We start from the raw sequence: 14,952 nt of genomic DNA, 5'->3' as shown, positions 1-14,952 counted from the left end.
AAAGCTAATTCCTCCTAAAATATCTTATAGCAACCCCCAAAGGTATGAGATAGCAGACATAAAGATTGAAGGTGTGAAGAATTATGAAGATTATGTATTGATAGGACTATCCGGACTGTCGGTGGGACAAACAATTACTGTTCCGGGAGAGGAAATATCCGGAGCAATCAAGCGCTATTGGCGTCATGGTTTGTTTTCCGATGTACGGATTACAGCAGAGAAAATGGAAGGCAACAAGATCTGGCTAAAAATCATTCTGGCACAACGATCTCGTATCGCAGAGATACGTTATCATGGTATCAAGAAATCGGAGCGCACCGATTTGGAAAATAAATTGGGAATGATAAAAGGTAATCAAATTACTCCAAATATTGTGGATCGTGCTAAAACAATAATCAAACACTATTTCGATGACAAAGGATTTAAAAATGCGGAAGTTGCCATCGTGCAAAAAGATGATCTATCTAACGAAAACCAAGTAATTGTAGATGTTGATATCGACAAAAAAGAAAAAATAAAAATACATGAAATCAACATCGTTGGTAATATTGCAATCAGAACTTCTAAGTTAAAGAAAGTAATGAAGAAGACCAATGAGAAAGGCAAGCTTCTCAACTTATTCCGCACTAAGAAATTTGTGCCGGAAAACTATGAAGCGGACAAGCAATTTATCATTGACAAATATAATGAATTAGGATTTCGTGATGCTATGATCGTAAGTGATAGTATATCACTACACAACGATAAAGCGGTTAATATTTATTTAAAAATAGATGAAGGGCAGAAATATTATCTCCGTAATATAACTTGGGTGGGTAATACACTTTATCCTTCAGAACGGTTAGACTTTTTGCTTCGCATGAAGAGAGGTGATGTATACAATCAAAAATTATTAAATGAGCGTATTTCTACAGATGATGATGCTATTGGTAACTTGTATTACAACAATGGCTATCTCTTCTACAACCTTGATCCGGTAGAAGTAAACATAACATGTGATTCTATTGACCTCGAAATGCGAATTAGTGAAGGTCGTCAAGCAACTATCAATAAGATTAGTATTAGCGGGAATGACCGTTTGTATGAAAATGTAGTCCGCCGCGAACTCCGTATCCGTCCGGGACAGTTGTTCAGTAAAGATGATTTAATGCGTTCTTTGCGTGAAATCCAGCAGATGGGGCATTTTGATCCAGAGCATCTGCAACCGAATATTCAACCGGATCCTATGAATGGAACAGTTGATATAGGTTTGCCTTTGACATCCAAAGCTAATGACCAAGTAGAGTTCTCTGCCGGTTGGGGACAAACCGGAATTATTGGTAAACTGAGTCTAAAATTTACTAATTTCTCTCTTCCTAATTTGCTGCGTCCGGGTGAAAACTATCGTGGTATTCTACCGCAAGGTGACGGACAAACATTAACTATCAGTGGGCAGACAAATGCTAAATACTACCAATCTTACAGTCTTTCATTTTTCGATCCGTGGTTTGGAGGAAAGCGTCCGAACTCATTCTCGCTTTCGGCTTTTTACTCTGTGCAGACCAGTATCAGTGACCGTTACTATAGCTCTAATCATTTCAACAACTATAACAATAGTAACTATGAGAACTACTATGATCCGGATAAATCAATTAAAATGTGGGGGCTTTCTGCTGGTTGGGGCAAGCGTTTAAAATGGCCGGATGACTATTTCACCCTTTCTGCAGAGTTTTCTTACCAACGTTACAATCTTAAAGACTGGCAATATTTTCCGGTAACTAATGGGAAATGCAATGACCTTAGTATTTCATTGACTTTGGCTCGCAACTCTGTTGATAACCCGATTTTTCCACGTTCAGGTTCTGACTTTTCATTTTCAGTTCAGTTTACTCCTCCGTATTCGGCTTTTGATGGTAAGAACTACGAGAGTTATTATGCCAATCCACAAACAGGTTACATAACTCAAGATAATATGAATAAACTCCATAAATGGGTCGAATACCATAAATGGAAGTTTAAAAGTAAGACATACATCCCGTTGATGGATCCTGTTGCTCATTCAAAGTGCTTGGTTCTGATGGCACGTGCAGAGTTCGCATTACTTGGTCACTACAATAAATATAAAAAATCACCATTCGGTACATTTGACGTAGGTGGTGACGGTATGACGGGTTACTCAAGTTATGCAACTGAAAGTATCGCTTTACGTGGCTATGAAAATAGTGCATTAACACCATATGGCTCTGAGGGTTATGCTTACACACGCCTTGGCCTTGAATTAAGGTATCCATTGATGTTAGAAACGAGTACTAATATTTATGTATTAAGTTTTCTGGAAGCTGGTAATGCATGGCACGACATTAATAAATTTAACCCGTTCGACTTGAAGCGTTCTGCAGGTATTGGTGTTCGTATTTTTTTGCCAATGATTGGTATGATGGGCATTGATATGGCTTATGGATTCGATAGAATAAATGGGAAAAAAGGAGGTTGGCATCCTCATTTTATTTTAGGAAAGGAATTTTAAATAGCAGTAATAATGAAATATATAGTGCTTTTATTTCTATTTGTTGTTCAAACTACGATGAGCCAAAATGTTAACAAATTAACATGGCAAGAAAAAATTGGTGATTTTACTTTCTTGATTGAAACATTAAAATATAATTACCCCTATTTTGATACATATGAGCACAAATATGGAGAGTCATGGTTATCTAAATCTGACTTTTTTTTAAATCGAATTTTGGCCTCACAAAATAATAAAGAATATCTTGTTTTAATTGATTCAATTGTTGGAAGCCTACGTCATAAACATTTAGACTTGGCACCGACTTATCATTGGAATCTATTCAGAGCAAGATATGGTGAGGCTTGTTTTATAAATCCTATATATATACAATGGGTAAATACGTTAGACAAATCTCAAAATGAAATATCATTTTGGAACAATTTATTGCCGAAAAGTAAAATTAATAATTTAAAGACAAAAAAAGATATTGCATATAAAGATTCTCTTATACCTGAGTTGAAAACTGCAATACTTCGGATACCATCATTTGATTTGGATAATTTGAAAGAAGACTCTCTGAAAATTAGTAAATTCTTATATTTAGCGAGTAATTATAAGTATATCATAATTGATATACAGGAAAATAAAGGAGGGAGTAGTTTTTATTGGAGAGAAGGGATTGTAAATAGATTGATAAATCATCCCCTTCATTTCAAAAGATGCTTTATTTTAAAAAATGGGAAACATAACAACTCTTTTTTTTCACATGAGAGGACTATCAATTGGAATTTAGAATTATTGCCATCTCTGCCTTTGTCCTTTCAGACAGATACTTTCAAAGTGATAGAAGAAGCAACAACTTTCTATCCATCCTTTCCAATTCCTTTTAAAGGGAAGATTCTAATTCTAACTGATTCTACAGTTTTTTCTGCTGCGGATGAATTTGCTTATTTTGCACAAAATACATCATGGGCTACAATTGTTGGAGAAACTACTGGCGGTGGAGGAATTGGAACAGATCCTGTTTTAGTTCGACTCCCCTTTAGTGGTATATTAATTCGTTATCCTGCTTTAGCTGGATTAAATGCTGATGGAAGTTTACACAGTGGCACAATTCCTGAGATTGAAATAAAAGGAAAAAATTCAGATGAAAGACTATGCAAGCTGATTAGTATGATCAAATTACTAAAATATCCATCCCAAAGTAAATGGTTAAAATAACAGATCAAATAGAAACGACTAATGAAATGATTTGTGAAATCAATACAGAGATAGAAATATCTCGCATAGATAGTGGCGTATCTTCCGATCAATCTCTATTGATTAACTTCATCAAAGCCTTATTTGAAGAACTGAAAGAGTTTATCCATTAATATAAATTTTGTATAAAGAAACTGGCTTTATAGTTACTACTATTTTGTGCTGAATTGAGTTCCCACACCGTCCACTGTTATACGTCCCATAATTAGGGCACAACCATTTGCTCTAATAGCACCTCTCTTTAAGTAATAGAGAATTTTAAAAGTACTCTTCATAATCTCACTTTTTTAAAGCAGCAAAGCTACTGTTATTAATTGATAATGAGATTAATATAGACCGGACAAACATCGACAAGAGATAGCCATTTTGCGACATTTCGTAACCTGAATGATAGGTGAAAGTGTAGGTTACGATTTGGTTACTGAACTATGTCAGAAAGGGGCTATTTTATGGCTTTTACCCCTGACAAGAATCAATAAAAAAAGTCCTACAATACGTTGATATTGTAGGACTTGTCCTTTTTTTGACCCTTTTTGTCTTAGGGTTTCAGCGGAGAGACAGGGATTCGAACCCCGGGTACCTCGCAGTACAACGGTTTTCAAGACCGCCGCAATCGACCACTCTGCCACCTCTCCAAAACTACGGTTAAGTAGTACTTTTCTCTTAAAGCGCTGCAAAGGTACGAATCATTTTTTAACTTGCAAATTATTCCGCAAAAAAATATTAGAGAAATGGTTTTAGGAGTGATAACCATCTCCCCACAGCCTCCCCATAAATAGGTATTTTTATGTCATTCAACATAAAATAGGAACCTTTTATATACCTAAACCGAAAAAAGATCGTAAATTTGCGCGCTCTAAAGGATAACTAACTACTAACTGATTAATTTTATGGAACTGAATAAGACCTTTAAAGATGGACTTTGGAGCAAAGAAATCAATGTAAGAGATTTCGTTAGTAACAACATCACTCCTTATGAAGGGGATGCTTCTTTCCTGCAAGGACCTACCGAACACACCAAAGCTGTCTGGAATCACTGCCTCAAAGCTCTCGAAGAAGAGAGAAACAATAATGGTATTCGTGCACTTGACTACACAACTGTATCTACTATAACCTCTCACCCTGCCGGCTACATCGATAGAGAGAACGAACTGATCGTTGGACTACAGACCGATCAGGTGTTAAAACGTGCCATCAAACCGTTTGGCGGAATCAATGTGGTTATGAAAGCTTGCCGTGAAAACGGAGTGGAAGTAGATGACAGAGTTAAGGATATCTTCACTCACTATCGCAAGACTCACAATGATGGGGTATTCGATGTGTATACAGAAGAAATTCGTTCGTTCCGTTCATTGGGATTCCTTACTGGACTTCCCGACAACTATGCACGCGGACGTATCATCGGTGATTATCGCCGCCTGGCTCTCTATGGTCTCGACCGTCTGATAGAAGCTAAAAAAGAAGATCTGCATAATCTGACAGGTCCTATGACTGAAGCCCGCATTCGTCTTCGCGAAGAAGTAGCCGAGCAAATCAAGGCCCTGAAAGAGATTAAAGTATTGGGCGAATATTATGGTTTGGATCTGAGCCGACCGGCATATACCGCACAGGAAGCTGTACAATGGGTGTATATGGCTTATCTGGCTGCCGTAAAAGAGCAGGATGGTGCTGCCATGTCACTGGGTAATGTATCTTCATTCCTCGACATCTATCTTGAATATGAATTAAGCCAGGGTACGATAACCGAAACATTCGCTCAGGAACTGATCGACCAATTCGTTATCAAACTCCGCATGGTACGCCACTTACGTATGCAGTCGTACAACGATATTTTTGCGGGTGATCCCACATGGGTAACCGAATCTATCGGTGGACGTTTCAATGACGGACGTACCAAAGTTACTAAAACCTCTTTCCGCTTCTTGCAGACACTTTATAACTTAGGCCCGTCACCGGAACCTAACATGACTGTACTATGGAGCCCTGAGTTACCCGAAGGTTTCAAAGCATTCTGTGCACAAGTATCTATCGACACTTCTTCCGTACAATACGAAAACGACGACCTGATGCGTGAAGTCCGTCAATCGGATGACTACGGAATCGCTTGTTGTGTTTCATATCAGGAAATCGGAAAGCAGATTCAGTTCTTCGGCGCACGTGCCAACCTTGCCAAAGCCCTGCTACTGGCTATCAACGGAGGACGTTGCGAAAATACAGGTACAGTTATGGTAAAAGACATCCCTGTATTGACCGGTGAAACACTGAAGTTCGAAGAAGTAATGGCCAACTATAAGAAAGTATTGATACAAATTGCACGTGTATACAACGAAGCAATGAATATCATACATTACATGCACGATAAGTATTACTACGAAAAGGCGCAGATGGCTTTCGTGGATACTGATCCCCGCATTAACCTCGCTTATGGTGTAGCCGGACTTTCAATCGCCATCGATTCACTGTCCGCCATCAAATATGCACATGTGAAAGCCCGTCGCAACGACATCGGACTGACTGAGGGATTCGATATCGAAGGTGCTTTCCCTTGTTTCGGTAATGACGATGACCGTGTAGACCACCTGGGTGTGGACCTGGTATATTTCTTTAGCGAAGAATTAAAGAAACTCCCCGTATATAAGAATGCCCGTCCTACCCTCTCGCTGCTGACTATCACTTCGAACGTAATGTATGGTAAGAAGACCGGTGCCACTCCTGACGGACGCGCCAAAGGCATTGCCTTTGCTCCCGGTGCCAACCCCATGCACGGACGTGATAAAAATGGTGCAATCGCCTCACTGAGTTCTGTAGCCAAGTTGCGTTATCGCGACTCACAGGATGGTATCAGCAATACATTCTCTATCGTCCCCAAATCATTGGGAGCAACACAAGAGGACCGTATCGACAATCTGGTGACTATGATGGACGGATACTTTACAAAAGGTGCACACCACCTGAACGTAAACGTGCTGAACCGGGAAATGTTGCAGGATGCGATGGAACATCCCGAAAAGTATCCGCAACTGACTATCCGTGTCTCAGGATATGCCGTTAATTTCGTGAAATTGAGCCGCGAACATCAGTTGGAAGTAATCAGCCGTAGTTTCCACGAAAGAATGTAATTGAATGATAAACGTACACTCATACGAGTCAATGGGAACATTCGACGGGCCGGGTCTCCGGCTCGTCGTTTTCCTTCAAGGGTGTAACTTCCGTTGCCTCTATTGTGCCAATCCGGACACAATTGAAGCCAAAGGAGGGATAGCAACCGACCCTGAGGAAATAGTTCGCATGGCCGTCAGTCAGAAAGCTTTCTTCGGTAAAAAGGGAGGTATCACCTTTTCCGGCGGAGAGCCTACTTTTCAAGCAAAATCGCTTATCCCACTTTTTAAAAGACTAAAGGAAACAGGAATCCATATTTGCCTTGATACCAATGGCGGGCTATGGAACAATGATGTAGAGGAACTATTAGAATTGACTGATCTGGTTTTATTAGATATCAAAGAATTTAATCCGGAACATCATCAGTCTTTAACCGGAAGAAGCAACGAACAGACCCTGAAAACCGCAGCCTGGCTTGAAGCCAATCATAAGCCATTCTGGTTGCGATACGTATTGGTGCCCGGCTACAGTGACTTCGAAGACGATATCCGGCAGTTGGGAGAACATCTTGGAACGTACCAGATGATTCAGCGTGTAGAAATATTGCCTTACCACACCTTGGGTGTTCACAAATATGAGGCAATGAATAAAGAATATATGCTGAAAGGAATGAAAGAGAATACTCCGGAGCAGATAGAAAAGGCTGAAAAACTATTCAGGCAATACTTCCGGACCGTACAAGTGAATTAAACTTATATAAGTGTCGAAATTCGTATTTACCACAGATTACACGAATTTATACAGATAAATATCATTAGCAATCAATAGATTAAGTTCACTCTGCGGTAAATTATGACGACTGCGCTTATTTATAATTTATAAGTCACGACATAAAAATCTCCCTGTTTTAGCCTTAATTTATTACAATACAAGGCAAGAACAGGGAGATTTTTCCTTTTAAATTTTCAATCCATAAGATCTTCAACCTTCTGATTCTATTTTGAGACAACTTCTTTCTTATTTTATCTTCTCTCAAGAGCAACCGGCACATCTATTAAATGCAACCGGTATATCAACTCGATCAGGCAGGCACTTCTTCCGAATGCAACCGGCATATTCTTTGCCGCCCTACTTTAATAAGTGAATCGCAATCCTGCCTGCAAGTTAAAGTCACAAGGCCTTTCTTTTCGGATGGTTTGTACTCTGGAACCATCATCAAAGAAATACGAAACTCCCGGTTCCACATATAGACCGACATGATCTGTCGCATTGAACTGCGCTCCCACGGCACCGGCTACAGAAAATTGCAAAGGCTTCACATTCACCTTATCATCGGCCAACTTTCCATAAACACACTTTTCAACCATTCCTCCGGCAGATACATAGAGTGTAAAATATTTCTTTTCCAGAAAATTCCAGTTTCCACGTACAGGGATACCTATATAATGCAATTTCTGACTCTGCATCTTAGTGTCCCCCTGCCGTTTGATGTCAGAAGACAACAACGTATAGGTCAATCCTGTCTCTACAGAGAAACCTTTGGGAAGAGACTTACGTACAGACAGTCCGAAGCTAACCGGCTGATGATGTTCATAATCCATCCCGACAGTTGTATTGGACTTCAGGTAGGGGACCCCTTCTTCAAATATAACTTCCTGATCGGCAGGAATACTCACAGCTCCATTCATGATCGTCATCAAATCGACCCTGTTAGTCATCGGACGGGGCGCAAAATTTTCGGAACCATTTGTCGGAAGTCCGCCTCCGTTGCCGATGCCCACTCCCATCGACCATTTACCACCACGTTTAGCAGAAGAGTCTCCGATAGGCAACTGATACTTGTCTTTACCGGACGGTCGCCGCGCTTCTTTCCTCTTTGGAGGCTGCGCTGTCGCACTTTCTTTTTTCTCGATTGCAGCAGTTATTTCCTGTTGCGGCTCAGATCTCTTTTTCTCCGTCACTGCCTCCGGTCGCTTCTCTGCCAGGGAGTGTATTTCCGGAACAATCACCGGATCAGTGTTCTTTGCCAGATAGCCCGAAACTGAGTTGATACTCGTCGTTCCTACTGGCTGAACGGGTTCGGACACAGCTACCTGTACATCCGGCAAGGCAGGTTCCGGCAATACATCCGGGTTGACAGCCAGTGAAGGAGCCGTTGCATAACGGATTTCATCAGCTACCGGACTATTCAGAAAATACAAACTGACAGCAGTCGTTACCACCAATACCACAGCTGCCGCAGCAACCGCCCACCGGCGATACGGATATATTCGTTTTTCGGTTACAGGCATCAGTTCCCTTTCCAGTCGTTCCCAACCGGAAGCAGGCATCGGCTCCGAATAATCTTCGAGCTTATCTTTGAATGCTTTAATCCATTTTTCGTCTTCTTTCATCATTCTATTTCATTTTTGAAATCCAAGGTTCACCTCAGTATCTGTAAATACATGTCAACCATTGGTCACCAACCATTCTTTCACTTTCTTTGCCAATACACTTTTTGCGCGAAAAAGCTGTGAGGCAGAAGATTTTTCATTAATCCCCAACATCTGTGCGATTTCCTTGTGCGACTTATCTTCAAAGGTGTATAAGTTGAATACGGTACGATATCCGGCGGGGAGTTCGTTAATAAATTGCATCAGCACTTTCTGAGGAATCGCTTCGACAGCCGAAGCATCGGGTTCGTCATAAGTTTCGGGAACTTCATCCAGTGCCATGGTTTGGTTCATCACATCGTTCTTTCTTAAGAACTGTAAAGCCGTATTCACCATTACACGCTCCATCCATGCTCTCAGAGAGCCTTCACCCCGCCAGGTAAACTTATCGAAGGAGTCGAAAATCTTTAGGAAACCGTCGTGTACCAAGTCTTGTGCCATGTCTCTGTCTCCGGCATAACGAAGACAGACACCAAGCATGCGCCCTGCGTACTGCTCATAAAGTTCTTTGCGGGCACGATTATCTCCCTGCCTGCAACGTTCCGACAGCTCTAATTCATTCATTCTCCTAAACACGTGTTTACCTTATAAATGCAGCAAAGATAGAAATACTGCACTGAGAGAACAACTCTTTTATCACTTTTGTTTCTTTAACATTTTACGATGCAATATTTCACGGCTCCCCGCATTTCTTCAATACAGCGAAGAATAAATCTCAATGAATAAATAGGATACTAAAACCAACAGGAACTTATGAGAAAATTTAAATTAGTAACTTTTACCCTCATTCTGGCACTACTGCCCATCCTGCAGTCTTGTCTGGACAATGAAGACAATGATTATTGGGTCACTTGTCCTCCGGGTGGGATACTGGCCATCGGTACAATGAAAATTCCCAATGCGGACACCCCGAGGGATTTTTTTATTGCCCTGGACAACGGAAATAACGTATTCCCCGCAGATACGGCCGATATTCGCAACTGGAAATACACCGTCGCAGAAGGACAGAGGGTTTTTGTGGGTTACGTGAAGATGGAAGGAGAAGAAAAACCCGGATATGAAAACGGTAAGATATTCACAATAGAAGATATACTGACAAAGGATATCATCCCGCTGACGGAAGCAACGGCAGACAGCATTGGAGACGACCGCATCAACGTCACGGCGCATGCACTTACAAAGGATTATCTCACCATCGAATACCAGTATCTGGGCAGTATGGACGAGAATAAAAAGCACATGCTGAATCTGGTACAAAACGAAATGACAGACCCTGTTGAAGACGACGGATATATCTGCCTGGAATTCAGGCATAACGCTTTCGACGACTCTCCCAGTAAACTGGGTTCAAGCCTCATCTCCTTCAAACTGGCCAATATAGCCGATCTACTGCCGACAGCAAAAGGAATAAAGCTCCGTGTAAACACGATTTATGACAACATACAGTATATCACAATAGATATCAATGAAGATAAGAACTTAAAAATAAAATCATTTCATTCTCAATAAAACAACAGAAGACACCTGCACAAATTTGACAAAACTAAGAATAATTCTGATATATAAAAGAAATAAGGCGGCGATGTTTGTGAAAATATCGCCGCTGTTTTTTTATACCAGGCACTGAACAGCCTGTAAAGTAAGCATCTCTTTGGGGACTGCTGCCTGAATCTCTTCTTTCAATACTTGCAGCAGGCTGGTACGGATAAAGTCTTTTCGTGTAACCAGGACAATCTGGCGAGTGGGCCTTGGGATGGCAAACGGACGGACCAGTTCTTTCTGTTCTTCGCTCAGTTGCATCACTGCCAGCTCCGGAATAAATGTAATGCCCTTACCGCTCTCCACCATATGCATAAAAGTCTCCATACTGCCCAAGCGATAAGCCATTTGGCTGACCTTTACCGCTTCCATCTGGCAGAAACGGACCAACTGGTCGCGAAAGCAATGTCCTTCGTCAAGAAGCCAAAGTCGCTCTCCGGTCACGTCGGACGTACGAATCACATCATGTTTGAACAATGGTTCCTTTTTCGAAACGTAACCGAAAAACTGCTCATAAAACAAAGTCTCCTCTGTTAATGCAGCATCATCCAGCAGACTGGCAATGATAGCGGCATCTGCTTCACCGGTCAGCAAAGCCTTGCGGATATCCGGTGTTTTCATTTCCATGACCCGTATATCAAGATCGGGGTATTTCTCCATCAGTTGCGGAAAAAAACGAGGCAAAAGATAAGGTGCAATCGTAGGCAATACGGCCAGCCGGAACGTACCGGACAAAGAATGCTGTTCCTCATTGATAATCTCCTTGACGCAGGTAGTTTCCGAAAGGATTTTGCGTGCCTGTTCCAGCACCTTCTTACCGATGGCAGTGGGACAAACCGGAGTCATACTGCGGTCGAACAGCTTCACTCCCAATTCGTCTTCCAGCTTCTGGATCATTGCACTCAAAGTAGGTTGTGTCACCCGGCAATACTCGGCAGCTTTTGCAAAGTGCCGGAACTGATCGACGGCCAGAATATATTCCAATTGTTGTATAGTCATCGTTCTATGATTTATTAAAGATATAGAATCTATCAATGCAAAGATAGAAATTTTCAGTTTGACACGAATCATTTTGTACCGTATCTTTGTTGCAAATAAAAAAGAAATATAGTATTAACTCAAAAAAACAATAGCATTATGAAAACTTTAAATTATACACATTTGGATGAAAAGGGAGCTAACAACATCGTAGTATCATTGCAGCAATTACTTGCCGATTTTCAAATTCACTATGCAAACTTAAGAGGATTTCATTGGAATATCAAAGGACACGGTTTCTTTGTACTGCATAGTAAATTCGAGGATCTTTATAACGGAGCCGCCGAAAAGGTGGACGAAATTGCCGAACGCATATTGATGCTGGGAGGAACTCCCGCCAATAAGTACAGTGACTACCTGAAGATGGCACAAATCAAGGAAGTGGGCGGAGTGAGCAAAGCCGATGACGCATTGAACCATATTCTTGAAACTTACGGGCACCTGATAGCAGAAGAGCGTAAAGTCCTGTCTCTCGCCTCTTCACACAACGATGAGGTAACAGTGGCTATGATGAGCGACTACCTGAAGGAACAGGAAAAAATGGTTTGGATGCTGACAGCATACAACGGATAACTCCAAACAGGGTTACGCCCTTTTATCTAAAGGGTGTAGCCATACAGACAAAAGGGTGTAGCCATCCCGGCGGGATAGCTACACCCTTTCTCTTTTATCCGATTCAGATGATACTTGTACGTTTTGTAAATTCTATAATTTCCGGAATATATCCGAATGCAAGTCCCGTCACCGTATCTGCACATCCGTAATAGATGGCAATTCGTCCGGTCTCCGAATCATGAAGCGCTGCGCACGGGAAGCAGACATTAGGCACATCGCCCATGCATTCGTACTCTTTCTGGGGTGAAATCAAGTAAGGCCCCGAACGGAATTTCACTTTCCAGGGTTCATCAAGGTCAAGCAATGCGGAACCGAAACTATACACAAAACCATTGCATGAAGCTAATACACCGTGATAGATCAGCAACCAACCTTCTGATGTTTCAATCGGAATAGGCCCTGCACCGATCTTGGTGCACTGCCAGGCACTGTCTTCAAACGGAGCCGGAGACATTACATGACGATGGCGTCCCCAAAATTCCATATCGGGAGATTCACTATAAAAAATATCTCCGAAAGGAGTATGTCCATTGTCGCTCGGACGACTCAACATGGCAAAACGGCCGTTTATCTTACGAGGAAACAAAACTCCATTCCGGTTAAAAGGAATAAAGGCGTTTTCCAGCTGATGGAACGTTACAAAGTCATAGGTATAAGCAACACCAATAGTAGGACCATGATAACCGTTGCACCAAGTCACATAATAGCGGTCCTCAATGAAGCAAACCCTGGGATCATATCCATAAACCCAGTTCCCGATCTCCGCATCGTCACATTGAAACTTCAACGGCTCTTCATTGATGTCCCAATGAACGGCATCTTTACTGAACCCCACATGCAGACGCATGCGACGGTTGGTATCATCACAACGGAACACTCCTGCATAGCCATCCTTAAACGGAACTACGGCACTGTTGAATATACTGTTTGAAGTAGGGAGCAAGTCGCGCGGAATAATCGGATTTGCCGAACAACGCCACACTACATCTTTGCATCCTGCCGGACGTTCTTCCCAAGGCATGGCCGGCAAAGCAGCACCTGCAATTTTAAATTCTTCCATGATTCGATTAAATTAATATTATGTATATATCTCGTTTATATTGAAATTCTCTTTTATTTCTTCTTTCCGTCCGGATACGTAAAAGGTACCAGCCAAGTGACGACAAAAGCCGGTATGGTAGCGATCAGCACCCAGACAAAGAAATCACGATAACCCAGCCAGTCGCTCAGATATCCGCTCATCATCCCCGGAAGCATTACTCCTAAATTCATGATACCGGTGGCAAAAGCATAATGTGCCATCTGGTGTTTGCCGGGGGCTACTTGCTGCATCATAAAGAGCATTAATCCGACGAAACCAAATCCGTACCCCAAATATTCAAATACAATGGCCGTACCGATAATCAACAGGTTAGAGGGTTGGTAAAGTGCCAACAGGAAGTATACCAAAAACGGAATATTAAAAGCGCAACACAAAGAAAACAAGGTCTTCCGAAGTCCGTAAGCCGAGATGTAATAACCCGCCAAGAGCGAACCGAGGATAAATGCTCCTGCTCCGAACGTACCGTATACCAATCCGATGTCCTGAGTACTAAGCCCCAATCCGCCATCTGCAACCGGTGCTTTCAGGAACAACGGTACAATCTTCAGGGCGTATCCTTCGGCAAATCGGTACAAAATGATAAAGACAATGTAGAAAGCAATATGTTTTTTTTGGAAAAAAGAACGAATGACTTCCCAAAGCACGTTCAATGCATCTCTCACCGTATTTACTTCACCGGAAGCACCTCCTCCCGAAGGCAGAATCCGAATGTGGTAAAGGCCGATCAAAATCATAATACCCGCACACATCAACATCACAATCATCCAGGCATGTACCACTCCAAATTCATCCTTCAGCATACCTGCCAGCCAAACCAAGCCTCCGTTGGCAAGTATCTTGGCCAGATTATAAAAAGCTCCCTGCCAACCGATATACTTGGCTTGCTGGGTAGCAGTCAGCTCCGTCAGGTATACTCCGTCACCCGCAATGTCATGAGTCGCACCACTGAGAGCAATGATCCCCATCAGAGCGATGGCATAACGAAAAAAATCGGGCAACGGCAGCGAAAGTGCCACCAACGCAAATGCCAGTCCGGTAATGATTTCTGTAGCGACAACAAAGTACTTCTTCGTCTTAAACATCTCCAGAAACGGACTCCATAAAGGCTTCAATGTCCAGGGAAGCATAATGAGAGAAGTCCAGAAAGCAATCTGTGCATTCGACACCTCCATATCGGAAAACATAAGGACAGAAACCATCGAAAGGGCCACAAACGGCAATCCCATCGCAAAGTAAACAGTAGGCACCCAACATACAGGGCTTATCGGCTTTTTATTCATCAGTTAGTTTTTTATAATAATTCCATCGGTTAACAATTCCAGTAAGCAAAGATAGGGGATATTAAAAACATAGCCCAAAATTACGACAAGAAGTTGCAT

The 14,952-nt window shown here is 41.8% G+C and carries 11 protein-coding genes, 1 tRNA gene and 2 pseudogenes; 7 read left to right on the top strand and 7 right to left on the bottom strand.

The window, feature by feature from the left end:
- Window positions 1–13: 13 nt before the first annotated feature.
- From FDF36_RS09370 to FDF36_RS21225, 3 genes and pseudogenes are all read left to right on the top strand, one after another.
- Window positions 14–2,506 (top strand): annotated as a pseudogene (locus tag FDF36_RS09370) (BamA/OMP85 family outer membrane protein); the annotation flags it as partial.
- Window positions 2,507–2,518: 12 nt separating this feature from the next.
- Window positions 2,519–3,709 (top strand): S41 family peptidase, encoded by a 1,191-nt coding sequence (locus tag FDF36_RS09365; RefSeq protein ID WP_220391151.1) that lies wholly within the window; start codon window positions 2,519–2,521, stop codon window positions 3,707–3,709.
- Between the two features lie 26 nt (window positions 3,710–3,735).
- A complete protein-coding gene (locus FDF36_RS21225) occupies window positions 3,736–3,861 on the top strand; it encodes a hypothetical protein (RefSeq protein WP_259281403.1) in 126 nt (41 codons plus the stop codon).
- A 42-nt stretch (window positions 3,862–3,903) separates the two neighbouring features.
- On the opposite strand, the pseudogene FDF36_RS21220 reads toward FDF36_RS21225, so the two are convergent.
- Window positions 3,904–4,023 (bottom strand): annotated as a pseudogene (locus FDF36_RS21220) (site-specific integrase); the annotation flags it as partial.
- A 275-nt stretch (window positions 4,024–4,298) separates the two neighbouring features.
- Window positions 4,299–4,383: transfer RNA gene (locus tag FDF36_RS09360), tRNA-Ser, on the bottom strand.
- A 255-nt stretch (window positions 4,384–4,638) separates the two neighbouring features.
- On the opposite strand from FDF36_RS09360, the gene pflB reads away from it, so the two are divergent.
- The gene (gene pflB / locus FDF36_RS09355; protein ID WP_220391150.1) at window positions 4,639–6,867 is read left to right on the top strand and encodes a formate C-acetyltransferase; all 2,229 of its coding nucleotides are present in this window, start codon (window positions 4,639–4,641) and stop codon (window positions 6,865–6,867) included.
- Window positions 6,868–6,871: 4 nt separating this feature from the next.
- Complete coding sequence (gene pflA / locus FDF36_RS09350; protein WP_220391149.1) at window positions 6,872–7,597, top strand: pyruvate formate-lyase-activating protein; 726 nt, start codon at window positions 6,872–6,874, stop codon at window positions 7,595–7,597.
- A gap of 383 nt (window positions 7,598–7,980) precedes the next feature.
- Here pflA and FDF36_RS09345 read toward each other — a convergent pair whose 3' ends face one another.
- Both FDF36_RS09345 and FDF36_RS09340 read right to left on the bottom strand, forming a co-directional pair.
- On the bottom strand, window positions 7,981–9,240 hold the full coding sequence (locus tag FDF36_RS09345) for an outer membrane beta-barrel protein (RefSeq protein WP_220391256.1): 1,260 nt from the start codon (window positions 9,238–9,240) through the stop codon (window positions 7,981–7,983).
- A 54-nt stretch (window positions 9,241–9,294) separates the two neighbouring features.
- Complete coding sequence (locus FDF36_RS09340; protein WP_220391148.1) at window positions 9,295–9,843, bottom strand: RNA polymerase sigma factor; 549 nt, start codon at window positions 9,841–9,843, stop codon at window positions 9,295–9,297.
- A gap of 189 nt (window positions 9,844–10,032) precedes the next feature.
- Here FDF36_RS09340 and FDF36_RS09335 point away from each other — a divergent pair, with 189 nt between their 5' ends.
- Complete coding sequence (locus FDF36_RS09335) at window positions 10,033–10,788, top strand: NigD1/NigD2 family lipoprotein (protein WP_005818939.1); 756 nt, start codon at window positions 10,033–10,035, stop codon at window positions 10,786–10,788.
- 102 nt (window positions 10,789–10,890) lie between these two features.
- Here FDF36_RS09335 and FDF36_RS09330 read toward each other — a convergent pair whose 3' ends face one another.
- A complete protein-coding gene (locus tag FDF36_RS09330) occupies window positions 10,891–11,817 on the bottom strand; it encodes a hydrogen peroxide-inducible genes activator (RefSeq protein WP_165016072.1) in 927 nt (308 codons plus the stop codon).
- Between the two features lie 138 nt (window positions 11,818–11,955).
- Here FDF36_RS09330 and FDF36_RS09325 point away from each other — a divergent pair, with 138 nt between their 5' ends.
- Window positions 11,956–12,429, top strand: a complete 474-nt coding sequence (locus FDF36_RS09325; RefSeq protein WP_220391147.1) for a Dps family protein — start codon at window positions 11,956–11,958, stop codon at window positions 12,427–12,429.
- Window positions 12,430–12,532: 103 nt separating this feature from the next.
- Here the strand turns inward: FDF36_RS09325 and FDF36_RS09320 are convergent, their stop codons facing one another.
- Together FDF36_RS09320 and FDF36_RS09315 are read right to left on the bottom strand one after the other, a co-directional pair.
- The gene (locus tag FDF36_RS09320) at window positions 12,533–13,531 is read right to left on the bottom strand and encodes a glycoside hydrolase family 130 protein (RefSeq protein ID WP_005809670.1); all 999 of its coding nucleotides are present in this window, start codon (window positions 13,529–13,531) and stop codon (window positions 12,533–12,535) included.
- Between the two features lie 53 nt (window positions 13,532–13,584).
- The gene (locus tag FDF36_RS09315) at window positions 13,585–14,853 is read right to left on the bottom strand and encodes an MFS transporter (protein ID WP_005809672.1); all 1,269 of its coding nucleotides are present in this window, start codon (window positions 14,851–14,853) and stop codon (window positions 13,585–13,587) included.
- Between the last annotated feature and the right edge of the window lie 99 nt (window positions 14,854–14,952).

It is taken from the genome of Bacteroides fragilis (assembly GCF_019583405.1).
Lineage (GTDB): Bacteria > Bacteroidota > Bacteroidia > Bacteroidales > Bacteroidaceae > Bacteroides > Bacteroides fragilis_B.
The sequence above is the reverse complement of the archived record's forward strand: the minus strand, read 5'-3'. Positions and strand labels throughout refer to the sequence as shown.

What these genes read in the sequence shown, in the direction of transcription:
- pflB (WP_220391150.1), top strand. Translation starts at nt 4,639, where the DNA reads ATGGAACTGAATAAGACCTTTAAAGATGGACTTTGGAGCAAAGAAATC.
- FDF36_RS09365 (WP_220391151.1), top strand. Translation starts at nt 2,519, where the DNA reads ATGAAATATATAGTGCTTTTATTTCTATTTGTTGTTCAAACTACGATG.
- FDF36_RS09340 (WP_220391148.1), bottom strand. Translation starts at nt 9,843, where the DNA reads ATGAATGAATTAGAGCTGTCGGAACGTTGCAGGCAGGGAGATAATCGT.
- FDF36_RS09315 (WP_005809672.1), bottom strand. Translation starts at nt 14,853, where the DNA reads ATGAATAAAAAGCCGATAAGCCCTGTATGTTGGGTGCCTACTGTTTAC.
- FDF36_RS09335 (WP_005818939.1), top strand. Translation starts at nt 10,033, where the DNA reads ATGAGAAAATTTAAATTAGTAACTTTTACCCTCATTCTGGCACTACTG.
- pflA (WP_220391149.1), top strand. Translation starts at nt 6,872, where the DNA reads ATGATAAACGTACACTCATACGAGTCAATGGGAACATTCGACGGGCCG.
- FDF36_RS09345 (WP_220391256.1), bottom strand. Translation starts at nt 9,240, where the DNA reads ATGAAAGAAGACGAAAAATGGATTAAAGCATTCAAAGATAAGCTCGAA.
- FDF36_RS09330 (WP_165016072.1), bottom strand. Translation starts at nt 11,817, where the DNA reads ATGACTATACAACAATTGGAATATATTCTGGCCGTCGATCAGTTCCGG.
- FDF36_RS21225 (WP_259281403.1), top strand. Translation starts at nt 3,736, where the DNA reads ATGATTTGTGAAATCAATACAGAGATAGAAATATCTCGCATAGATAGT.
- FDF36_RS09320 (WP_005809670.1), bottom strand. Translation starts at nt 13,531, where the DNA reads ATGGAAGAATTTAAAATTGCAGGTGCTGCTTTGCCGGCCATGCCTTGG.
- FDF36_RS09325 (WP_220391147.1), top strand. Translation starts at nt 11,956, where the DNA reads ATGAAAACTTTAAATTATACACATTTGGATGAAAAGGGAGCTAACAAC.